Raw genomic sequence first — 20,100 nt, 5'->3', positions numbered from 1 at the left:
TATCATGAAAAACCTAAACACACCGATAATGTCAGATTTCAAAGGAATCAAAAAAGCGGTATCAGGATTTCTGTTCATGTCGCTCACGCTCGGTATGAGCTTCTCGGCTCCACAGGCTTTTGCTGCCGATAATGCCCAGAAAATAGGCGTGGTCGATTATGGCAAGATTTTCCAGATGATGCCGGAAACCAAAGCCGCCGACCAGACCCTCCAGGCGATGAAAAACCAGAGCAACGCAGAGCTTGCCAAACAGCAGAGCGCGCTCCAGAGCGCCATCCAAGCTTATCAGAAAGAAAGGAAACCAAACGCAGTGAAAGAGAAAGAGCTTCGCGCTCAAGAGGAGAACCTGCAGAAAAGCGCTTTGGAAAAACAGAGGCTGCTCGCTCAGAAAGAGCAGGCGCTTATCATTCCTATCCGTCAGAAAATCGACGTCGCCGTTGCCACGGTCGCCAAAAAAGACGGGTACAGCATGATTTTCGACAAGAACGCCCGTGTGTACGGCGATGAGCAGTCCGATATCACCTACAAGGTGCTCGACAAGTTGAACATCAAGTAACATTCGCCTGGAAGCCCTTTGAATTTTCGCCGGACAACTTTTTTTTCTCTGGCAATAGTGTTCGGTGCCGCTGGCTGTAGTGCTCCCAAAAAGGAGGCTCGCACGCCGGCGGCTGCTGTTTACGCAAAAGATATGCCTTCCCAGGAAAGCTGGAATGTCACCCTGGTGGTTTCTGACAATGGCAGAACCAAAACGATTGTCAGCGCCCGTCATGCAGCTGAATACCGTCAGGGAGAGAAACAGGAAATCCGGCTCGATGGAGGAATCAACGTACAACTGATCAACCGTGATGGCAGCGTAACCCTGATAACGGCAGGTCGAGGCATCGTGCATGACAATCAGGATATCGAAGCATTCGATAACGTCGTCATCCGTTCAGCGGACAACACGGTCATTCGCACCGAACATATCTCCCGATCAAGCAGCAACCGTATGATACGGTCCGACAAATATGTCACCATTTCAGGCCCCTCCCGTACCATACGAGGCTATGGCTTTGAAAGCGATGACGCCATGAAACGGTACAGGATTTTCCATGCCAGCGGTGAAGCCTTATCAAAATAATTCGACTCTGTTTGCGTCGTTATGAAATTACACATGCTCAAATCCAAGATCCACAACGCCATTGTCACCAGTGGAGACCTGGAATACGAAGGAAGCATCACCATCGACAAGGAGCTGCTTGACATGGCCGATATGATCGCCAATGAAAAGGTGCTGGTTGTCAATAACAACAACGGTGAGCGATTCGAGACTTACATCATCGAGGGAACACGCGGACTGCGCGAAATCCAGCTCAATGGCGCGGCGGCCCGTTGCGCGCTGCCCGGCGACGAGATCATCATCATGACCTTCGCCGAAATGGAACCGGAAGAGGCGCGCAACTGGAAACCGATGATTGTCATCGTTGACCGGATGAACAATCCGAAGCGACGCCACCGGGTAGGTTCCGAAGACGAATATCTTGGCTGAAGCCATCTCAACCCCTCAGCAAGAACTTTATGAGCCTGGCAATCGTCATCATGGCCGCCGGTAAAGGCACGCGAATGAAATCGGCTCTCCCGAAGGTACTGCACGAGGCCAATGGCAAACCGCTCGTGGCGTATGTCATCGAAAAATCGCAGGCGCTCGATCCCGACAAGATCGTGCTCATCATCGGCCATCAGGCCGAGCTGGTTCGGGCTGCAACCGCCGGTTTTCCGTTCGATTATGCCTTGCAGGAGCCTCAACTCGGCACCGGCCACGCCATCATGCAGGCTGAACCGTTCCTGAAAGATTTCAGCGGAGAGATTATCATCCTCTCGGGAGACGCGCCGCTCTTCACCGGGCGCACACTCAGAGAGCTGATCGACTTCCATCGTTCGCGGCAAGCTGTCGCCACGGTACTGACCGCCGAGATGGACGACCCAACAGGATACGGGCGGATCATCAGAAGTGATGCGGGCGAAGAGGTGCTCAGAATCGTCGAGCAGAAAGATGCCACGGAAGAAGAAAAAGCGGTAACTGAAATCAACTCCGGCGTTTACGTCTTCAACGCCAACGAGCTGTTTTCCGCCCTGCACGGCATCACCAACAAAAACGCCCAAGGGGAGTACTATCTCACCGATGTGTTCGGTATCTGCTTTGGAAAAGGCAAAAAAGTGTGCGCCTTCAAGGTAGCCGATGCCAACGAAATCCGCGGCATCAACACCCCCGAACAACTCAGGGAAGCAGAACTGCTCCTGCAAGGCGAAAAGTATTGCTGAAAAAATCGGTGGGATTGGTCATATCCGACTGATCTGGCCAATCCGGGCACAGCCCCACCACCCAATCTCCAGTGTTCCAAGCCATATCGGTAATCCGCTAATAAAGAAACATCGGCTTGCCCATGACGCTTCGCATCTTCGGGCGGTAGTAGCGCGGGTCATACAGTTCACTGATATCGACCTGCTTGGTGTTTGACGACACCTCTGCAAGGGGGAGACAGGTGTAGATGCCTTTCTGGAGCGCCACCATGACACCGAAGGTGCCTTCTGCAATCAGTTCCACGGCAAGCTGCGCAAAATTGAAGCCGACCATCAGATCCAGAGCATCGGGAATACCTGAACGCATCAGATAGCCCAGCTGCTGGCAGATGACATCCTGGCCGGTCAGCATGGAGATGGTTTCACGGGTCAATTGGCCAATTCCGGCAGGCTCATGGCCATCCTCGTCGTACCGCCGTCCGCAATATTCGATCATCTTGCTGCCAATCATCCGCGCACCTTCACTGATAGCAATCATGGCATATTGGCTCGGATTGGCTGCTTTGTCCTGAATAACGTAATCGGCGAGAGTTTCGGGGTCGAAAGGCACTTCCGGAATGAGGGCGCGGTCAACACCGGCCAGGTAGGCACTGACGAGGCAGGTTTCCCCGGTGCTACGACCGAACAGCTCGACAATAGTGATTCGCTCGTGCGAGCCGGAACTGGTACGCAGCTGATGAATGTACTGGACACTGCGGGTAACGGCCGTGCCAAACCCGATGCAGTAGTCCGAGCCATAAACATCGTTGTCCATCGTCTTTGGCACGCCAATCACCTTGACAGCAGCTTTGGCCAGGTGATCGGCATAGCCGATCGTGTCGTCACCGCCGATGACAATGATGACATCCAGGCCAAGCGCATCAATACTCCGCAACACATGATCGGTCAGATCAAAGTTTCCGGAGTGATGCAAGCCCGTGCGCAACAGGTGTGGCGAGTTGCGAAGAAATGGTGGAATTTCTTTCTTTTTGAGGTTGCCGGGATTGATGCGGCTGGTGTGAAGCAGGGTGCCGCCAGTACGATCGATTCTGCGGACAAGCTCGGAGTCAAGATCGACGATATGCTCCGTGCGGGATGCCGGATCATCGGGATCAAACGCCAGAAGACCGTTCCAGCCCCTGCGGATACCGGTCACCCGATACCCTTTCTCCGTGCTGATCGTCACGATGGTCTTGATGCACGCGTTGATGCCGGGAGCGTCGCCGCCGCCGGTCAAAACACCGATATGCATGGCAATTATCCCGTCAAAGAGTTGGGGTGCAAAGAAACGGCAAGAACCGGCTTACTTTCGTGAGCGTCTCGTTTTTTTGAGATCGCGGCCAGCGGCAAGCTCCCGGCGGGAGTCTGAGGCAATATCGCTGGCCGTACGGGTATCAATGTTTTCCGCCAGGGGCTGAAGGCCGGTGGCATTCATCGAATAAAATTCGATCAGGTTGCCATCCGGATCCATCACGAAAAAGGCGCGTCCTTCGCGGCGATGCGCGGGCCGGGTCACCAGGTGCACGCCGCGGTCATCGAGATAGACGGCGGCCTCATCGACCTCGGCGTCAGAGGCCAGCCTGAATCCGAAGTGATCCACGCGGATGTCGCGCGCATCGGCGGTCCCCGGCGTTTCCGCCTTGACCAGCACAAGCATGTCGGAATTGATCCGGAGGTAGGAGATGTTCGCCCCGGCGCGGTAATCGACCCGGAAGCCGAGAATTCCGGCATAGAACTCTTCGGACAACCGTACGTCGTTGACCCGGAGCGTGATCTGGTTAATCCCTGTCAGATTCATCTTCATCCTCGTTCTGCGCTACTTTCGTTTCGGGACTCTTTTCGAGCACATAATCGTACTGGTGATCGAGATACTGCGCCAGCGCCTGCTGTGTAGGCTTTTCGCGGCACTCGAACGCCACGCTGATGGCAATCTGCTCAGGAAACACCTTCTCCGATTCGGACTCCGACGCGGGGTTCCGGATCATCTCCTTGTAGGGCAGCAGGCGCTCTTCGAGTTCAGCCCGCTCCTCCTCCTGAATCTCCCTCGCTTTCTTTGAAATGGCTACAACGGTTTCGTAGAGATTTTCATGCGTACTTCTCAGCTTGTTCAAATCGACAGGTTTGACCGACATGGCAATAGTGCGTTATGGTTGTGGAAGAAACTCGGCGATCCGCGTCGCAACCGCATCGACGGTGCGCCCGAGATCGTCGTTGACCACGACAAAATCGAACTCTCCGGCATGGGAAAGCTCCATCTCCGCTCGTTCGAGACGGCTTTTCAGCGCTTCGGCACTCTCGCTATCGCGCGCCTGCAGGCGGCGGGCAAGCTCCTCCATGCTTGGGGGTTTGAGGAAAACGAGCAGCGCCTGGTCTCCAAAAATTCTCTTGAGGTTCAGCGCACCCTTCACATCGAGATCGAAAAGCAGATTGTGGCCCGCTTTGATCGCATCGATGGTCTTGTCGAGGAGCGTCCCATAGAAGTTACCGAAAAAGAACTCGTGTTCGATGAAGCCATTTTCAGCGATCTTTTTCTCAAACTCTTCGCGGGAGAGAAAGTGGTAATCGACGCCATCGCGCTCGCCAGCTCTCATCTGGCGCGTGGTAGCCGAAACAGAAAATTCGAGAGAGCCGAGACGCTCCATCACGAGTTTTGCAACCGTCGATTTCCCGGTGCCGGAAGGCGCGGAAAAGACGATCAGCCTGCCCTGGTCCAAAACCTGTTCTGCGCTCATAGACTCATTCGATGTTTTGCAACTGCTCCCTGACCTTTTCGAGCTCCTCCTTGATATGCACCACTTTCTGCGAAATATCGGCATTCTGCGACTTGGACGCGATAGTGTTGGCCTCGCGGAGCTGCTCCTGCAGGAGGAAATTGAGCTTGCGGCCCGAGCCGCTCGAACTGTTGTTCAGCTCTTCGATGAAAAACTTGTTATGGCTGCTGAAGCGGATGCACTCCTCGGTGATGTCGAGCCGCTCGGCGGCCATGACGATCTCCATTTCAAGGCGATCCTTGCTGTACTCGACATCGCACCCAGCAATGGCGCTGATTTTCGAGGCCAGCCGCTTGCGGATCGTTTCGAGATTACCAGCGGCAATCTCCTTGATCTCTTTGAGCGTGCGCTCGATTTCGTCGATCCTCGACAGGAAGTCAATCGCAAGCTCTTCACCCTCTTTCCGGCGCATCTCCTTGAGATTGCCGATAGCCTCAATAAGTGCCGACTGAGCGATAGGCCAGATCTCGTCCGGGTGTTCCAGAATGGTGTGGTCAGGCTCGAAAATCTCGGAAAAACGAAGCACATGATCGAGGGTTACCGGAGCTTCGATTTCCGCCTCCCGGCGGACGGTTTCAAGAAGAGCCTTGTAGCCCCTCACTTTCGAAGGGTTTACAGTCACCGGCAACGCTTCGGCCTCTTCGAGCTGAAGCTGGACAAACGCCGATATTTTGCCCCGCTGGAAACTGGCACGGATCAGCTCCCTAACCTCCAGCTCCCACGACAGCAACTGCCTGGGCAGCTTGACGCCGATTTCGGCAAAACGATTATTGACCGAACGCAGTTCGACAAGCACCTTCATGCCTTTTTCCGAACGCTCGGCGCTGCCGTATCCGGTCATGCTTTCCAACATACACGTCCCCTCTTACATTCTTGAAGATACCTGCGGAGCAGAGGCCCCGCAGGTTCCAGCGTACAATACAGCCCATTATTTACGCAGATCGAGATCGGCAAGCACCTTGCGGTAACGCTCGATATCGACTTTCTTCAGGTAGTTCAGCACACGCTTGCGCTTGCCGACCAGCATCAGCAGGCCACGGCGTGAGTGTTTGTCTTTGGGATGCTGCTGAAGGTGACCGGTCAGATCGGTGATCCTGCGGGTGAACAGGGCAACCTGCACTTCCGCTTTTCCGGTATCCGTCGCAGAATCACCAAACTTCGTAATAATCTCGGTTTTGTGTTCTTTTGTCAGACCCATGATGTTTGCTCTATGATATGTTAGTAAATAACGAAATAAAAAATAGCCTTTAATATAACATTATTTCTTGCAGAATCCCGCCTCTTTTTTATCGAGTTCGAGCTGCGTCCGGAGTTCGTCGATTGATGCGAAACGCCGTTCTTCCCTGATAAAATCGAGCATCCTCACAATCAGAAACCGTCCATACAGATCTCCTGAAAACCCGATGATGTGAGCCTCAACCCTCACCTCGCCATCTTCCGATACAGTCGGACGACGACCAATGTTCATCATGGCAGAGTACTCCCTGCCGTCAATCTCGATACTGGCTGCGTAGACTCCATGGGCCGGAACCATTTTGCAACGGTCGGGAAGGGCGAGATTAACCGTCGGGAACCCGATGGTGCGACCAAGTTTGTCGCCTTCGACCACCGTGCCGCTAATCGCGTACGGTGCCCCGAGACATTCGTTGGCATCCCGTATCCTTGCCGCTTCAAGCAATCCTCTGATCCGAGTGCTCGATACCGGCGAACCGGCAACGATCACTTCGCCGACCACATCGACGCCGAAGCCGCACTCCGCGCCGAGCATGTGCAGCGTCTCTTCGCTTCCACTCCGCCGTTTGCCGAAGCCGTGGTCATAGCCGACGGTGACATGGCGCGCGCCGAGCATCTTCACCAGCACTTCGCGGATAAACGCTTCGGAGCTTTTCGAGGCGAACTGCCGGTCAAAGCGCACCACGAAGAGTAGGTCAATCGGCATCGAGCTAAACTGACTGATCTTCTCGTCGAAGGTTGTCAGCAAGCGCACCGGACAGCCATCGCCACCTTCGAGCACGATTCTCGGATGGGGCTCGAAGGTCACCACGACGCTTCTGAGACCCAGCTCCCTGGCGTGTCCGATCATGGAACCGACGATCTTCCGGTGACCGACATGCAGTCCGTCGAACGAACCGATGGTCACCGCCGATGGCTCCGGTGAAAGCTGAACCGGCAAACCGTTTACGGAATCAAGGACCGTATCGCCCTGCAAAACTACGACGCGCATACTCCTTGCGGTTTTACTCTTCGATGACCGAAGCGGCACGGGTTATTTCGTCAACAACAGCATCGACGCTCATCGCATCCGAAAGCTGGTACTGACCAATCGCAACCCGTTTCAATGATTTGAGATAACCGCCAACACCAAGCAGTTCCCCAAGTTCATGGGCAATCACCCGGATATAGGCACCCTTGGAGACCCTGATGTAAAAATGGACATACGGCAACTCAATACCGGTAATCTCGAACTGGTGAATCTCGATCTGGCGAGCCTTGCGCTCCTTGACTTCGTGACCCTGCCGCGCCAGTTCGTAGAGGCGCTTGCCGTTGTGCCAGACTGCCGAGTGCATTGGAGGCTGCTGCATCCGCTCGCCGATCATCGACGTGGCGGCTTCGCGGATCGCCCTCTCGTCGAGGCTAGGCACGTCGCGAAGATCATACTCCTCGCTCTCCGTATCGTGACTCACCGTTTTGGCTCCGAGCCTGATCGTGCCTTCGTAGGCTTTGTCGAGCAGTTCAAGCGACGAGATGGTCTTGGTCTTGCGCCCCGTGGCAAGGATCAGCAAACCGGTGGCTTTTGGATCGAGCGTGCCGCAGTGCCCAACCTTCCGCTTTGCGCCATTGCGCTTGTACGCGCCGCGAATCTTGGCCACCACATCGAACGATGTCCAGTCGAGCGGCTTGTCCACCAGCAGATAGTCGCCCTCTTCGCTCAGAACGGATATGCGGCCTTGATCGATCATCGTGATCCCGATTCCAAACAATGCGGAGTTAATGCTGCTCTTCATCCCGGGCAGGCTTGACCGATTTGAGCAGTTGCTCGATCCGGTTGGCCTGCTCGAACAGACGATCTTCGTAAAACTCCAGCTCAGGAATCCGCCTGAACTGGTGGCGAATTTTCGCAGAGAGCGTCTTGCGGATCATCTTGTTTTCGGCATCCAGATACTCCATCACCTCTGCTCGTTGCGCCTCGGATCCGATCACCGACACATAAACCCTGGCGATACCAAGATCGGCGGTCATTCTCACCTCGGTCACGGTCACCAGCGGGCCGCTTCTTGGCAGCTCTTTTTCGAAAATAGCACTCAACTCCCGCTGCAACAGCGAGGAGACTTTATCGGTACGTATTGACATGAGGGCTCTCCTTTCAGCTCAGAGCTTGCGTTTTTTCTCGACGATCTTGTAGGCCTCGATCACGTCGCCCACCTTGATATCGTCATACCCTTTGAGACTGACGCCGCACTCGTAGCCGGCATCGACCTCCTTGACGTCATCCTTGAAGCGCTTGAGCGAGTCGAGCTGGCCTTCAAAAATCTGCACACCATCGCGCAGCAGGCGGACTTTTGCGTCGCGCGAGACTTTGCCTTCCAGCACGTAAGCGCCGCCGACATTGCCCACCTTCGGCACCCTGAAGACCTGGCGGATCTCAAGCGAACCGAGGCTCTCCTCGTGCAGTTCAGGCGACAACATACCTTCGAGCGCCTTCTCCACATCTTCGAGCACGTGGTAGATAACGCTGTAAAAGCGCACGTCGAGGTCTTCTTTCTCGGCAAGCCGCTTGGCGTTGACATTCGGGCGCACCCTGAAACCGATGATGATCGCGTCCGAAGCGGCGGCCAGCAGCACGTCGGTTTCGGTGATCTGACCGACCCCCTGGTGGATGATCTGCACCTTGACCTCTTCGTTGTGAATCTTCATCAGACCGTCAGCCAGCGCCTGGATCGAGCCGTCGGTATCGGCCTTGATGATGACGCTGAGTTCCTTCTTGAGCCCCTCCTTAATCTGGCGAGCGATGCTGTCGAGCTTGACGCGGGTGCTGCGGCGGAACTCGTGCTCACGCTTGATAATCTGGCGTTTCTGGGCCAGGTCGCGGGCATCGCGGTCGGAGGCCATCACGGTCAGCACATCGCCGGACTGCGGCATATCCTCGAAGCCGAGCACGCGCACCGGCGTCGAGGGACCGGCCTCGTGAATGCGCTTGCCGCGCTCGTCCATGAGCGCCCTGACCTTGCCCATCGAGTTCCCAGCCACGAACGGATCGCCAACCTTCAGGAAGCCGCGCTGCACCAGCACGGTTGAAACCACGCCCTTGCCTTTGTCAAGCTCGGATTCAACGATGACGCCGCTGGCGAGAATGTCTCTGGAATAGTTACCCTTCAATTCGCGGATTTCCGCTTCGGCGAGCACTTTCTCCAGCAGCTCGCTGATGCCGATACCCTTCTTGGCTGAAATCTCCTGACACTGGCTTTCGCCGCCCCAGTCCTCGACCAGCACGCCCGCCTCGGAAAGCTGCGCCTTGATCTTCTCGACGTTGGCCTCGGGCTTGTCGATCTTGTTGATCGCCACAACGATCGGCACGCCCGCCGCCTTGGCATGATTGATCGCCTCGATGGTCTGCGGCATGACGCTGTCGTCGGCAGCCACCACCAAAATGACGATATCGGTCACCTGGGCGCCGCGAGCACGCATGGCGGTGAAGGCCTCGTGACCCGGCGTATCAAGAAAGGTGATATGGCGTCCGTCATCGAGCGAAACCTCGTAGGCACCGATGTGCTGGGTGATGCCACCCGATTCGCCCGCAACCACGTTGCTTCGGCGGATGTAGTCAAGCAGCGAGGTCTTGCCGTGATCGACGTGACCCATGATGGTCACCACGGGCGGACGGGTCTGCAAATCCTCCGCATTGTCCACCAGCTCTTCGGTCGTCGTTGCTTCGATTTCCGAGATGAACTCGACCTCGAAACCAAATTCAAGACCGATCAACTCGATGGTCTCCTTGTCGAGACGCTGGTTGATGGTCACAAACTTGCCCATCGAGAAGCACTTCTGGATGATCTCCTTGGCGGTCAGGCCCATCAGTTCGGCCAGCTCGTGCGGTGAGGCGTACTCGGTGACCCTGATCAGAGTCTTTTCAGCCTCGCGCATCGCCTCGGCCTCCTCGAACTCGCGTTCGCGCTCCATACGGCGCTGCTTGCGGAACTTCTGGCGAGAGCCAGACAAGCCGCTGTCGTCCATGCCGCTGATGGTGCTCTTGATATTCTTGGAGATGACCTTGTCGTCAATCTCGACCTTCTTTTTCTTCTTGCCCTTCTTTTTCTTGACACCGACGTCCTCTCCGCCATCAGGTTTGGCTGCCTTTTTCTTGGCTGCTTCACCATCTTCGCTGTCGACACTCAGCACATTTTCAAACTCGCCCTTGAGTTCAACGGCACTCTCCCTGAAGCTCTTCTTGCGGGACTTCTTTTTCCGTTCCGCTTCGCTGATGACATCGATCGTGCCGAGAACCGTCAGGCCACCGATCTTCTGCGGCGCCTCGTAAGCCTGCATCGACTCGGGCAGGGTCTGAACCAGCGGCGTCATTACTTCCGGTCCTGCGGTCTCCGCAACAGGCGCCTCAACCACAGGCTCTGCTTCAGCAACAGGCTCGGCGACAACAGGTTCGGTGACAAGTGGCAGGTCGGCAACCGGTTCCGGCTGCGGCGTGGAAACAACCGGAAGAATGGCGGGCGGCTCGGCGGCAACGGGCGTTGTTGCGGTTTCCGGAGGAATCTCGATTTTGACTTCGGGCGCATGCAGCACAGGTGCCGGAAGAGGAGCGATGCTCAGGCTCTCCTTGAGCTGCTGCTCCTTTTCGTACGCTTTCCTCGACTGCTCTTCGAGCCTTGTCAGGCGCTTCTGCTTTTCAGCCCTGATCTTGCGAGCCTCATCAACCCGCTTTTTCTCCTGGCTGAAATTGCCGAAAATCATGTCACGCATGTCCTCGCCCACCATTGAAGAGGTCGAGGCAACCTTGCCCCCTGCCTGCTTGACAAACTGCAGAACTTCCCGCGGGCTGACCTGCAGCTCCTTGGCGATATCACTGATACGGAACCTGCTTTGCTTTTCCTCGATGGCCATTGACTCCTCCTGGATAATTATCCTCTTGCCGGAATTCCTTCACACTCGCCGCCCCGACGCCTGCCCGGAAATCCTGTACTCATTCTCAGTTTGTTTCTTTGTCCCGAATCTCTTCCGGATCGATCCCGTCGCCCTTGAGCGACCGTTCATGGCTGTCATCGAGAAGCGCCTTGAGATCTTCATCGTTGAACTGCTCCCTGACGGTGCGATAGATGGTCTCGGCGATCTTCTTCCAGTAGCGCTTTTCGTCGTCGGTGATCCGGCGCTCTTTTGGCTTGACCGGCTTGCGAGTCTTGTTAAAGACGAACAGCTCTTCGCTCTTCTGCGTGCCGAGCAGAGCCTCCTCGATTTTTTCGACGCCGCCTTTCAGAATCTTCTTGGCCGTATCGAGACCGCCGTCGAGCAGCTGGTAGATCATATCGTCGCCGAACTCTTCGCGGAACTCGATGATGTCGATGTCGTTCGGGTCTTCGAGCGACTTGTCGATCACGTCGCGATAGACGTCGATTTCATAGCCCGTCAGCTTTTCGGCCAGATGGATGTTGTTGCCGTTCTTGCCGATAGCGTATTTGATCTGGTCGGGCTTGAGCATAACGCGCGCCTTGCGGGTCTTCATGTCGGCGTGCACGGTCATCGGGTCGATCTTGGCCGGCTGCAGCGCACGGGCGATGAACACCTGCGGCTCGTCGGTGTAGTAGATGACATCGATGTTCTCGTTGTTCAGCTCCTTGACGATGCTCTGGATGCGCTTGCCGCGGTAACCGACCGTAGCGCCAACCGGATCGATACGCGAGCTGGTCGATTCAACCGCAACCTTGGCTCGTTCGCCCGGCACGCGGGCGATGCCCTTGATGACGATCAAACCATCGAGAATCTCCGGAACCTCGCTTTCAAAGAGCTTGTAAAGGAAGCGGTCATCGACGCGCGAAACGATCACCTTCATACCGCCGTCCGGCTTCTCTCGCTCCTCAACGGTGCCGTCGTCGTTTCGCACCTTGACCTTCTCGCGCTCGATGCGCTTGACGTACAACTTCATACGCGGCGTGCGGCGCGGGTTGTCCTTCTTCATCATTTCCGACTTCGGCAGCACCAGCTCCACACGATGATCCTTGGAGGTATTGTAGGTAAAAATCACCTCGTTCGGTCTGACCTGGTAAACCTCACCGGCCACCACCTCGCCGACCTTTTCGAGGCATTCCTCGTACACGGCCAGGCGCTCCAGATCGCGAACCTTTTTCTGCACCGACTGCTTGATGATCTGTATCGACTTGCGGGTCAGATAATCATCGAGCTTGATCGGCCCTTCCTCGTAATAATCACCCAGCTCAAGCGAATCGTCGATCTGGCGAACTTCGTCGAGACCGATTTCGATAGTGGGAAGATCGACCTCTTTGACGATTTTTTTCAGAATATAGACCTCGAAATCGCCGCGTTCGGGATTGATGAAGATATTGGACTCCACCTCGGGATCGTAATCTTTCCTGAGCTGTTTCTGGATGATCTCCTTGAGCAGGTCGGCAATATCCATCTTGACAGCAGCGCTTTCGGAACGCTTGTCCAGAAAAATCTTCGACTGCTCGATTTCTCCGAAAGCGCTGGCAATCTGCGCCTTCTGATCATGAGTTTCACCCTTTAGCTGCTTTCTTGGCATCGCTGTGTGATCTTTATTGATATAAAATAGTCTGCGATTCGTTCTTGCACTTCACGGAACTATAACTTATTACAACTCGGTCTGCACCACCGCCCTGACGACATCGGCAAGGCGAATCGTCACCGGCGGCTCTCCGGCGGTTCTCTTTTTTCGCCCCTCTTTGACGGCTTCGATGGTGATCGATGGCTGCTCGGCTTCGGGCCCGACGGCGGCTTCGAGCAACTTGCCCGTAATCTCCTTCGGCTGCTCCTCTTCGTCGAGGTAGTTCACCCGGATCAAACGGCCCAGATGCCGCAAGTACTGACGCTGCACCTGGATCGGCTCGCCAATACCGGGAGATGAAACCATGAGATCGAACTCTCCGCTCGAAAGCATGCTATCCTCTTCGCACGCTTCAAGACGCGCCCTGATGGCCCGGCTTAGCTTTGCACACTGATCGATGCTGACCCCTTTGTCGGTATCGACGGTCAGTTCGATTTTCCTGCCGCCCGCGCGAATGGCAGCTTCGACAACGTAAATCTCTTCACCGCTTGTGGCAGAGAGTTCACCGATCGTTTCGCCAATCGCCTTCTTTATCAAATCATCCGTCATCGCATCAATTGCTTCGCTCGAATTTCCGAAAACAAAAAAGTGGGGATCCCCCACTTTCAGAAACTTTGCTTTTAACAGACTAGTGCTCCAATGACTTACAATATATAAAAAAAATCGAACACAAACCAAAAACTATCGCGCAATCTGCGCGTTTTACTCCTTTTGTTTGATCTGGCTGTCGATCACTTCATACTCTGCCTCCTCAACCTGCGCCTGGCGTCCGGCGGAAGAAGAAAACGATGAGAGGCCGCCCCCCATACGATCATCGCTCCTGACAAAAAAAGTCAAACCAATCAGACGCCGCAAAAAACGCACAACCAGCCACAGGGCGATCAAGAGAAGAATGAATTTCAGCATATGGTCAACCTCAATACATCGTTCCGTCTGTACGGACTCTTTTTCGAAAAAAAATGCATGATACCATCGATAATCACCAACCCGAACCGGTAGTTCAGATGCTGCTGGGTACAGGCAGTTATTGCCCTTTGAGCAGAGCAATCAGGCGCTCCTTGTCGATCCGGTGCTTGAAGGCGAGTTTGCCATCGACGAAGATGACCGGAATGCTCAACCCGTAACGCTCGATGAGATCCGCGTTGCCGGAGATGTCCCGCTTCTCGATATCGAACGGAATCCGCTTACGCACTGCTTCGAGCACTTTGAGCGCATCGTCGCAGAGGCAGCACTCCGGCTTGCCGTAGATGGTCACTTGCGGCCTCATGGCCTGAGCGACTCCCGCGCCGCCGGTTCGCGCAACACCTCGATGATGGCGTCAAGATCGAGCGAGGTCTGCTCGGAAGTGACGAGATTCTTGAGCGCATAGATGCCCGACTCGAATTCCGACTGGCCAACGAAGAGCGCGTAGGCCGAACCCATTCGGTTGGCGTCACGCATCTGCGCCTTCATGCTCCGTTCGGCAAGATCGATCTCGGTTTTGATGCCTGCCTTGCGCAAATGGAAAGCGACCTGCATGGCATGCCCGGCAAGCTCCTTTTGCTGTATGATGACAGAAACAAGAGGACCATGCGGATTGAGCGTCGCGAACAGCCCCTGCTTCTCCATGACAATCATGAGCCGCTCCATGCCGACGGCGAAACCCACGGCGGGCAGATCAGCGGAAGCTCCAAGTTCACGCGCCAAGCCGTCGTAGCGCCCGCCGCCGCCAATAGCGTCCTGCGCGCCAAGCTCGGAGCTGGTCACCTCGAAAGCCGTGTGGCAGTAATAATCGAGTCCGCGCACCAGCAGGTGATCGACGTTGTAGGCGATTTGCCTGTCGTCGAGATAGGCGAGCACCTGCTCGAATTCGGCCACAGACTCCGGCTTGAGCGAATGGTAGAGCCTCGGCGCGCCCATGATCATCTCCTGCAAAGCGGGATTTTTCGAATCGAGGATGCGCAACGGATTCTTTTTAAGCCGCTCCTTCGACAACTCGTCGAGGTCGGCCTCGTAAGGCTGGAAGTAGGCCCGGAGCGCCTCGCGATACCGCGCACGGTCGTCGAGGTCGCCAAGCGAGTTGATGCGCAGTCGCAAGCCGTGCAGCCCGAGCGTTTCAAACACCTGCATCATGAGGGTAAGCACTTCGGCCACCGCCGCCGGGTTGGATACACCGAGCAGCTCCGCGCCGAACTGCGTGAACTGGCGCTGACGGCCAGCCTGCGGGCGCTCCTTGCGGAACAGATCGCTAATGTACCAGAGCTTGTGCACTGGCGCTTGCGAGAGCAGGTTCTTCTGCAAGCAGGCGCGCATCACGCCTGCGGTCATCTCGGGACGAAGCGTCAGGGAGCGGCCATTGGGATCGGGAAGAAAGGTGAACATCTCCTTGCCGACGATATCGGTGGTCGCTCCTATGCCGCGCTGAAAGAGCTCGGTGTACTCGAAAACAGGCGTACGGATTTCGCTGAATCCGTACAGCGCGGCTACCGAGTGGACAACCCCCTCGACATAGTGCCATCTCGAAATCTCATCAGGAAAAATATCTCTCGTCCCTTTCACTCCTTGGAACTGTGTCATAGCTGCCTTGCGGTCATCAAATTAAATCTGGGGGAGATCCCTCTCCTCCTGCTTGAAAAGTTCGAGCACATCTGCGGGGGTTGCCGCGTCGATGAGCTTGCGGCGAACATCGTCCCGGCCCGCAAGCCTGGTGATGCGTCCGAGCAGTTTGAGATGCTCGGCAAGCATGGTCTCCGGCGTGGCAAGCAGGAACACGATCTTCACCGGCTGGTTGTCGATCGACTCAAAATCGACCTCATTGGAAAGCGTGGCGAGTGCCAGCACCGGTTCGGTCACCGCCGAGGTCTTGGCGTGCGGCAACCCGATGTTCTTGCCGATGCCCGTGGACATCTCTCGTTCCCGCTTTCGTACATCCTCGGCAAGCTGCTTTAAATCCCTGACCTTGTCATGATCAGCCACCATAGCGATCAGCGTATCGATCACCTCGTCCTTTGAACTGGAACCGAGATTCAGGTTGATGTGCTTTTCTGTGAGAAGGGCTTCGATTTTCATGGTCGATGACAGCATTGCAGAGTGTGGACGCAAGATCGGGAAACCGCATTCTCCGGGGAACCATGCCGGATTGTCTGGCCGCGAGCCGCAGAACCGAAAAAAGGCAGAGTAGCCAAAAACGGGGAAAACCCGCGAACAGCAAGACTGCCGCAGGTGCTCCAGACCTGGTTCCGGCAAACCGAAGATCACGATACCGTCAACAGAGGAGTTCCTCTAAAAACAAAACCGGAATATAAGAAAAACATTCTTTTATGTACCGGCATCAACCGGTGAAAGATCACCAGTGATGCACGAGGAAATAGAGCAGCGGGGAGACGAACATCACGGTATCAAAGCGGTCAAGCACACCGCCGTGCCCCGGAATGACACCCGATGAGTCCTTGACTCCCGCATCACGCTTGAACATCGATTCGAGCAGGTCGCCTGCGGGCGCGACCACGCCGATGAGCAGGCCCGCCGGTATCGCCCGCCCGTCGGGGCAGCCGGAGATGTACGCCGAGCAGGCCCACGCCGCCAGCGCGCTTCCGGCAATTCCAGCAAGATAGCCCTCCCAGGTCTTCTTCGGGCTGATGCGCGCAAAGAGCCTCTTTTTGATAAACTTGCCTCCGAATCCGCGTCCGCCGAAATAGGCGAAAATATCCGCCGCCCAGACACACAGCAACATGAGCAGCACCAGCGCCTCGCCGGAACCCTCGCCGGTGGTCTCCGACAAGCGGAGCCTGAGCAACGCACCAAAGCTTAGGTTCACGTAGAGCAGACCGACAAGCGTCGCACCGAGGTTCATGAACTGGGAACCCTGGTTCCGCCATATTTCAAGCACATACAGAAGCATGACCACGGCGAGAATCGCCTCCCAGTAGCCGATGAAGCCGTAATAGAAATCGAGCTGCACAAAGGCAGTCAGCGGCAGCAGAATAACAACCGACGGCGGATGTGCCCGATGCGTGGCCAGGCGCCAGAACTCCCAGGTCGCCATGAGGCTGAGCGCGAGCACCAGCCCCAGAAAATACAAACCACCTTGCATATTGAGCCAGAGTAACAGCGGAATGCCCACAATGGCAACCGCCACTCTCTGCATGAGATTGCTTTGCATCAACACTGAGATTTCCAGCGATGCCCGGGAGGCATCGGGTTATCGGCATCCTGCAATGCCGGCCTCACCGGAAAATACCGGATCAGCAGAAAAAAAAGAGACAACGAAACCACCACAAGACCCCACCACGGCCAGGAAACAAGCAATCCGGAAGACGGATCAGTTGCGCTGCCTGAATCGATGCCGCTTTTTAGCAGAACGAGCGCGGCCAGATTGTTGGTGCCGTGCGCGACGGCGGGAACCAGGAGATTATCAGATTTCCAGTAAATATACCCAATATACCACCCGAGCAAAGTCAGCGGCACGAAATTGAACCACTCCATGTGAAACAGGGCAAACACAATCCCTGTAAAAAGCACCGCCCTTTGCGGGGAAAGGCTCAGGACAAAACTTTTCTGGATGTACCCGCGAAAAAACAGCTCTTCGCAGATCGCCGGAGTCAGGACAAGCACAAGAATCGACAGGACGCTCCCCCCGATCGACGCACCTCCGGCAAGTTTTTTGAGAAAAATGTCAAGCGTGGCCTGCTCCTGCAGAAGCGACTTCCCAAAAGTGCCAAGATAAGGCAGCAGAAGCGTCTGCAACTCGACAATGCTGTACAGCGCGGGTTGCAACAGCAGCATTCCGGCCCCGGCTATCAACGCAGGTCGGCTGCCGCCGTGCTTTCTGATCCCCAGCCACTCAAGCGTTGTATTGCCGAACAATCCGTCGCCGGAAAAGCGCCTTGCAAGCCAGAACACCGGAAGCGCAAGCACCACCATCTGCCCGAATGCCTGAGCTACGAGAAGACGCACCACGAACGAATGGGTTGCCGCTTCGAATCCATTGCCGAAAGGATTACCCCCCGCCACCAGTATGGTCAGAAGCGCGCCAACAATCGGATAGGCGGCCAATACGAAAAGCAAAACCAAAACGGTATCGAAAAAACGGGGCCGCCGGTGCGGCTTCGGATCGTCAGGGAAATTCATGAAGCACGGTTCATCGGTTGAAAAATGATTGTATCATTGCAGGCAGAAAGATACCCTATTTTCGACAGAGCAGACAATGGGCAAAAACAGCGTTCGTTTTCATCCTGAATGAAACGCTTTTTTCCCAAAAAGCTGATTATCTTTAAGTTCACAAACACATTCCCGGCGCAGTCGAACCGCCAGATTGTGGCGTACCTGCTCCCGAAAACAGCCCCACAGATGGGCTTCAAATCATACACACTGCATGAAAATCCTCGTTACCGGCGCTGCCGGATTCATCGGCTTCCATCTTTGCGAACGACTCGCGTCGAGGGGCGACGACGTGGTCGGCATCGACAACATCAACGACTACTACGACCAGCGGGTCAAGTACGGGCGTCTGGCGTACTCGGGCATCGCTGAATCCGCCATCGAATACGGCAAAACCGTGCAGTCGTCGAAATATCCGAACTACCGTTTCGTCAAGCTCAATCTCGAAGACAAGGAGGGCATCGACAACCTCTTCAAGGCGGAGAAGTTCGACGCGCTCTGCAACCTGGCCGCCCAGGCGGGCGTGCGCTACTCGCTCACCAATCCCGCCTCCTACGTCAGCTCGAACATCGTCGGCTTCGTGAACCTCTTGGAAGCGGCCCGCCACAACAGCCTCGGCAACTTCTGCTATGCGTCAAGCTCATCGGTTTACGGCCTGAACGAACGCCAGCCCTTTTCGGTGCACGACAACGTCGATCACCCGGTCAGCCTCTACGCGGCCAGCAAAAAGTCCAACGAGCTGATGGCCCACACCTACAGCCACCTGTTCGGCATTCCAACCACCGGCCTGCGCTTCTTCACGGTCTACGGCCCGTGGGGACGGCCCGACATGGCGCTCTTCCTCTTCACCAAAGCCGCGCTCGAAGGCCGCCCGATCGATGTCTTCAACTATGGCAACATGCAGCGCGACTTCACCTACATCGACGACATCGTCGAGGGCGTCGTGCGCGTGCTCGACCATCCGGCCCAGCCGAACCCCGACTGGAGCGGCGCGGCCCCCGATCCCGGCACCTCGTCCGCCCCGTACCGCGTTTACAACATCGGCAACAACAAGACGGTCAAGCTGATGGATTACATCGAAGCACTCGAAAACGCACTCGGTGTCACCATCGAAAAAAATCTGTTACCGATCCAGCCGGGCGACGTGCCTTCGACCTGGGCCAATGTCAGCGACCTGGTCAAAGACTTTGACTACAAGCCCGAAACCACGGTGCAGGAGGGCGTCAACCGTTTCATCGCCTGGTACCGCGAGTTCTTCAAGGTCTGAGCGTTTACGGGCGACCTGTCGCCGAACAGAAAAAGCCGTGGCTGGAGTTTCCAACTGCTCCGGCCACGGCTTTCGGCGATCAAGTTGCTTCGGCGGGCTTACCCATCCTTGCTGCTTCCACGGCTTGAGTTCGTTTTTTTAACGTCCGACGTACCGTGCCGGGTAGCGTATTCTGCTGCCCAGAGTGCGGCCAAAAAGGCATGAAAGCCTATGTGAAACTTCAGAGGCAACCTGGCGTCACCTCAACTTTTTTCAGCACAAGGCCTGTCTGACGGCCAGAGTACCGCAAATCTCCTCTCCTGAGTGCGGTCTTCTCAAGCTGCAATCCGTTTCCTTATGTTCATGGCCAGGTCAATGGCGGTCAAGACGATCGCCACGATAGTCGACGAGCACAATAGGCCGGATGCGTCTGGCGTTTCAGGACTTTTTAGTCAGCCGCCAGCACTGGCCGAATCGTTTCTGAAAAAGTGGTATTTCCGGGCGGCAAACTCAATGTCGCCCTACCCACTTGGAACAGCGAGGAACCATTGTTCCCCTATACAGCTTGGCTTTGCCAGCAAATAATTACAGCAATATCATTTGTAAATAACGAGAAAGCAAGCGCGCCAGACCAGCCGCGCCAGCTAAAAATCACGACGATTTTTTATATTGGCTGGCAGTTACATTGCTTTTTTATCCGATTTTGCAGCCCGAGCTGAGCCTATACCGAACGCGAACAGCCTCGCCGCCTGTCCGAAGAGCAAATCCCCGGAAGCGCCATAACGAAAATGCCTGAGCGAAACTCTCAATGATCAACC

Annotated in this window: 23 protein-coding genes; 5 read left to right on the top strand and 18 right to left on the bottom strand. The window is 55.7% G+C overall.

The features are described from left to right. Positions 1 to 28 precede the first annotated feature (28 nt). From AYT24_RS01255 to AYT24_RS01240, 4 genes are read left to right on the top strand one after another with little or no spacing between them, the layout of a single operon-like run. The gene (locus AYT24_RS01255) at positions 29 to 556 is read left to right on the top strand and encodes an OmpH family outer membrane protein (protein ID WP_164926824.1); all 528 of its coding nucleotides are present in this window, start codon (positions 29 to 31) and stop codon (positions 554 to 556) included. Positions 557 to 574: 18 nt separating this feature from the next. Next, complete coding sequence (lptC, locus tag AYT24_RS01250; protein WP_226986830.1) at positions 575 to 1,120, top strand: LPS export ABC transporter periplasmic protein LptC; 546 nt, start codon at positions 575 to 577, stop codon at positions 1,118 to 1,120. A 21-nt stretch (positions 1,121 to 1,141) separates the two neighbouring features. After that, positions 1,142 to 1,528, top strand: coding sequence for an aspartate 1-decarboxylase (gene panD, locus AYT24_RS01245; RefSeq protein ID WP_010931944.1), 387 nt, complete (start codon positions 1,142 to 1,144; stop codon positions 1,526 to 1,528). 29 nt (positions 1,529 to 1,557) lie between these two features. Further along, positions 1,558 to 2,301 (top strand): sugar phosphate nucleotidyltransferase, encoded by a 744-nt coding sequence (locus AYT24_RS01240; protein WP_010931943.1) that lies wholly within the window; start codon positions 1,558 to 1,560, stop codon positions 2,299 to 2,301. A 97-nt stretch (positions 2,302 to 2,398) separates the two neighbouring features. Here the strand turns inward: AYT24_RS01240 and AYT24_RS01235 are convergent, their stop codons facing one another. The 18 genes from AYT24_RS01235 to AYT24_RS01150 all read right to left on the bottom strand — a co-directional run bounded on the left by AYT24_RS01235 (position 2,399) and on the right by AYT24_RS01150 (position 18,006). Continuing rightward, on the bottom strand, positions 2,399 to 3,571 hold the full coding sequence (locus AYT24_RS01235) for a 6-phosphofructokinase (protein ID WP_010931942.1): 1,173 nt from the start codon (positions 3,569 to 3,571) through the stop codon (positions 2,399 to 2,401). Positions 3,572 to 3,622: 51 nt separating this feature from the next. Continuing rightward, positions 3,623 to 4,117, bottom strand: a complete 495-nt coding sequence (locus tag AYT24_RS01230) for a VOC family protein (RefSeq protein ID WP_010931941.1) — start codon at positions 4,115 to 4,117, stop codon at positions 3,623 to 3,625. After that, positions 4,098 to 4,451 carry a DNA-directed RNA polymerase subunit omega gene (locus tag AYT24_RS01225; RefSeq protein ID WP_010931940.1) on the bottom strand — a complete coding sequence of 118 codons (354 nt, stop codon included), beginning with the start codon at positions 4,449 to 4,451 and terminating at the stop codon, positions 4,098 to 4,100. Before AYT24_RS01225 ends, AYT24_RS01230 begins: the two co-directional genes overlap by 20 nt. A 12-nt stretch (positions 4,452 to 4,463) precedes the next feature. Then, positions 4,464 to 5,051: a guanylate kinase gene (gene gmk, locus AYT24_RS01220; RefSeq protein WP_010931939.1), complete on the bottom strand. Its 588-nt coding sequence runs from the start codon at positions 5,049 to 5,051 to the stop codon at positions 4,464 to 4,466. Between the two features lie 4 nt (positions 5,052 to 5,055). Next, a complete protein-coding gene (locus tag AYT24_RS01215; protein ID WP_010931938.1) occupies positions 5,056 to 5,943 on the bottom strand; it encodes a YicC/YloC family endoribonuclease in 888 nt (295 codons plus the stop codon). 75 nt (positions 5,944 to 6,018) lie between these two features. Beyond that, positions 6,019 to 6,288, bottom strand: a complete 270-nt coding sequence (rpsO, locus tag AYT24_RS01210) for a 30S ribosomal protein S15 (protein WP_010931937.1) — start codon at positions 6,286 to 6,288, stop codon at positions 6,019 to 6,021. A gap of 60 nt (positions 6,289 to 6,348) precedes the next feature. Then, positions 6,349 to 7,314 (bottom strand): bifunctional riboflavin kinase/FAD synthetase, encoded by a 966-nt coding sequence (locus AYT24_RS01205; RefSeq protein ID WP_010931936.1) that lies wholly within the window; start codon positions 7,312 to 7,314, stop codon positions 6,349 to 6,351. 13 nt (positions 7,315 to 7,327) lie between these two features. Next, entirely contained in the window at positions 7,328 to 8,050 is a 723-nt protein-coding gene (truB, locus tag AYT24_RS01200; RefSeq protein WP_010931935.1) for a tRNA pseudouridine(55) synthase TruB, read from the bottom strand. A gap of 28 nt (positions 8,051 to 8,078) precedes the next feature. Next, the gene (gene rbfA, locus AYT24_RS01195; protein WP_010931934.1) at positions 8,079 to 8,441 is read right to left on the bottom strand and encodes a 30S ribosome-binding factor RbfA; all 363 of its coding nucleotides are present in this window, start codon (positions 8,439 to 8,441) and stop codon (positions 8,079 to 8,081) included. Between the two features lie 18 nt (positions 8,442 to 8,459). Further along, positions 8,460 to 11,204 (bottom strand): translation initiation factor IF-2, encoded by a 2,745-nt coding sequence (infB, locus tag AYT24_RS01190; protein ID WP_010931933.1) that lies wholly within the window; start codon positions 11,202 to 11,204, stop codon positions 8,460 to 8,462. An 85-nt stretch (positions 11,205 to 11,289) separates the two neighbouring features. After that, positions 11,290 to 12,855 carry a transcription termination factor NusA gene (nusA, locus tag AYT24_RS01185; protein WP_010931932.1) on the bottom strand — a complete coding sequence of 522 codons (1,566 nt, stop codon included), beginning with the start codon at positions 12,853 to 12,855 and terminating at the stop codon, positions 11,290 to 11,292. 69 nt (positions 12,856 to 12,924) lie between these two features. Further along, positions 12,925 to 13,446: a ribosome maturation factor RimP gene (rimP, locus tag AYT24_RS01180; RefSeq protein ID WP_010931931.1), complete on the bottom strand. Its 522-nt coding sequence runs from the start codon at positions 13,444 to 13,446 to the stop codon at positions 12,925 to 12,927. Positions 13,447 to 13,599: 153 nt separating this feature from the next. Beyond that, positions 13,600 to 13,803, bottom strand: a complete 204-nt coding sequence (locus tag AYT24_RS01175) for a hypothetical protein (protein WP_164926823.1) — start codon at positions 13,801 to 13,803, stop codon at positions 13,600 to 13,602. Between the two features lie 118 nt (positions 13,804 to 13,921). Then, complete coding sequence (locus tag AYT24_RS01170) at positions 13,922 to 14,164, bottom strand: glutaredoxin family protein (protein ID WP_010931929.1); 243 nt, start codon at positions 14,162 to 14,164, stop codon at positions 13,922 to 13,924. Continuing rightward, complete coding sequence (hisS, locus tag AYT24_RS01165; RefSeq protein WP_010931928.1) at positions 14,161 to 15,453, bottom strand: histidine--tRNA ligase; 1,293 nt, start codon at positions 15,451 to 15,453, stop codon at positions 14,161 to 14,163. Before hisS ends, AYT24_RS01170 begins: the two co-directional genes overlap by 4 nt. A gap of 21 nt (positions 15,454 to 15,474) precedes the next feature. Continuing rightward, positions 15,475 to 15,945 carry a PTS sugar transporter subunit IIA gene (locus tag AYT24_RS01160; protein WP_164926822.1) on the bottom strand — a complete coding sequence of 157 codons (471 nt, stop codon included), beginning with the start codon at positions 15,943 to 15,945 and terminating at the stop codon, positions 15,475 to 15,477. Between the two features lie 277 nt (positions 15,946 to 16,222). After that, positions 16,223 to 17,023, bottom strand: a complete 801-nt coding sequence (locus tag AYT24_RS01155) for a phosphatidate cytidylyltransferase (RefSeq protein ID WP_319792420.1) — start codon at positions 17,021 to 17,023, stop codon at positions 16,223 to 16,225. A 14-nt stretch (positions 17,024 to 17,037) separates the two neighbouring features. After that, positions 17,038 to 18,006, bottom strand: a complete 969-nt coding sequence (locus tag AYT24_RS01150; RefSeq protein ID WP_010931924.1) for a CPBP family intramembrane glutamic endopeptidase — start codon at positions 18,004 to 18,006, stop codon at positions 17,038 to 17,040. A gap of 244 nt (positions 18,007 to 18,250) precedes the next feature. Here AYT24_RS01150 and AYT24_RS01145 point away from each other — a divergent pair, with 244 nt between their 5' ends. Further along, positions 18,251 to 19,303: an NAD-dependent epimerase gene (locus AYT24_RS01145; protein WP_010931922.1), complete on the top strand. Its 1,053-nt coding sequence runs from the start codon at positions 18,251 to 18,253 to the stop codon at positions 19,301 to 19,303. The last annotated feature ends 797 nt before the right edge of the window (positions 19,304 to 20,100 follow it).

The organism is Chlorobaculum tepidum TLS (assembly GCF_000006985.1).
Classification (GTDB): domain Bacteria; phylum Bacteroidota; class Chlorobiia; order Chlorobiales; family Chlorobiaceae; genus Chlorobaculum; species Chlorobaculum tepidum.
This window is presented reverse-complemented; position numbering and strand designations above follow the sequence as displayed.

Excerpts from the sequence above, each read along its gene's own strand:
- truB (WP_010931935.1), bottom strand. The coding sequence starts at position 8,050 with ATGATCGATCAAGGCCGCATATCCGTTCTGAGCGAAGAGGGCGACTAT.
- AYT24_RS01145 (WP_010931922.1), top strand. The coding sequence starts at position 18,251 with ATGAAAATCCTCGTTACCGGCGCTGCCGGATTCATCGGCTTCCATCTT.
- AYT24_RS01225 (WP_010931940.1), bottom strand. The coding sequence starts at position 4,451 with ATGTCGGTCAAACCTGTCGATTTGAACAAGCTGAGAAGTACGCATGAA.
- AYT24_RS01170 (WP_010931929.1), bottom strand. The coding sequence starts at position 14,164 with ATGAGGCCGCAAGTGACCATCTACGGCAAGCCGGAGTGCTGCCTCTGC.
- AYT24_RS01255 (WP_164926824.1), top strand. The coding sequence starts at position 29 with ATGTCAGATTTCAAAGGAATCAAAAAAGCGGTATCAGGATTTCTGTTC.
- gmk (WP_010931939.1), bottom strand. The coding sequence starts at position 5,051 with ATGAGCGCAGAACAGGTTTTGGACCAGGGCAGGCTGATCGTCTTTTCC.
- AYT24_RS01150 (WP_010931924.1), bottom strand. The coding sequence starts at position 18,006 with ATGAATTTCCCTGACGATCCGAAGCCGCACCGGCGGCCCCGTTTTTTC.
- AYT24_RS01230 (WP_010931941.1), bottom strand. The coding sequence starts at position 4,117 with ATGAATCTGACAGGGATTAACCAGATCACGCTCCGGGTCAACGACGTA.
- AYT24_RS01175 (WP_164926823.1), bottom strand. The coding sequence starts at position 13,803 with ATGCTGAAATTCATTCTTCTCTTGATCGCCCTGTGGCTGGTTGTGCGT.
- rpsO (WP_010931937.1), bottom strand. The coding sequence starts at position 6,288 with ATGGGTCTGACAAAAGAACACAAAACCGAGATTATTACGAAGTTTGGT.
- AYT24_RS01155 (WP_319792420.1), bottom strand. The coding sequence starts at position 17,023 with ATGCAGAGAGTGGCGGTTGCCATTGTGGGCATTCCGCTGTTACTCTGG.
- hisS (WP_010931928.1), bottom strand. The coding sequence starts at position 15,453 with ATGACACAGTTCCAAGGAGTGAAAGGGACGAGAGATATTTTTCCTGAT.
- infB (WP_010931933.1), bottom strand. The coding sequence starts at position 11,204 with ATGGCCATCGAGGAAAAGCAAAGCAGGTTCCGTATCAGTGATATCGCC.
- rbfA (WP_010931934.1), bottom strand. The coding sequence starts at position 8,441 with ATGTCAATACGTACCGATAAAGTCTCCTCGCTGTTGCAGCGGGAGTTG.
- AYT24_RS01160 (WP_164926822.1), bottom strand. The coding sequence starts at position 15,945 with ATGAAAATCGAAGCCCTTCTCACAGAAAAGCACATCAACCTGAATCTC.
- AYT24_RS01215 (WP_010931938.1), bottom strand. The coding sequence starts at position 5,943 with ATGTTGGAAAGCATGACCGGATACGGCAGCGCCGAGCGTTCGGAAAAA.
- nusA (WP_010931932.1), bottom strand. The coding sequence starts at position 12,855 with ATGCCAAGAAAGCAGCTAAAGGGTGAAACTCATGATCAGAAGGCGCAG.
- panD (WP_010931944.1), top strand. The coding sequence starts at position 1,142 with ATGAAATTACACATGCTCAAATCCAAGATCCACAACGCCATTGTCACC.
- AYT24_RS01240 (WP_010931943.1), top strand. The coding sequence starts at position 1,558 with ATGAGCCTGGCAATCGTCATCATGGCCGCCGGTAAAGGCACGCGAATG.
- AYT24_RS01205 (WP_010931936.1), bottom strand. The coding sequence starts at position 7,314 with ATGCGCGTCGTAGTTTTGCAGGGCGATACGGTCCTTGATTCCGTAAAC.
- AYT24_RS01235 (WP_010931942.1), bottom strand. The coding sequence starts at position 3,571 with ATGCATATCGGTGTTTTGACCGGCGGCGGCGACGCTCCCGGCATCAAC.
- rimP (WP_010931931.1), bottom strand. The coding sequence starts at position 13,446 with ATGACGGATGATTTGATAAAGAAGGCGATTGGCGAAACGATCGGTGAA.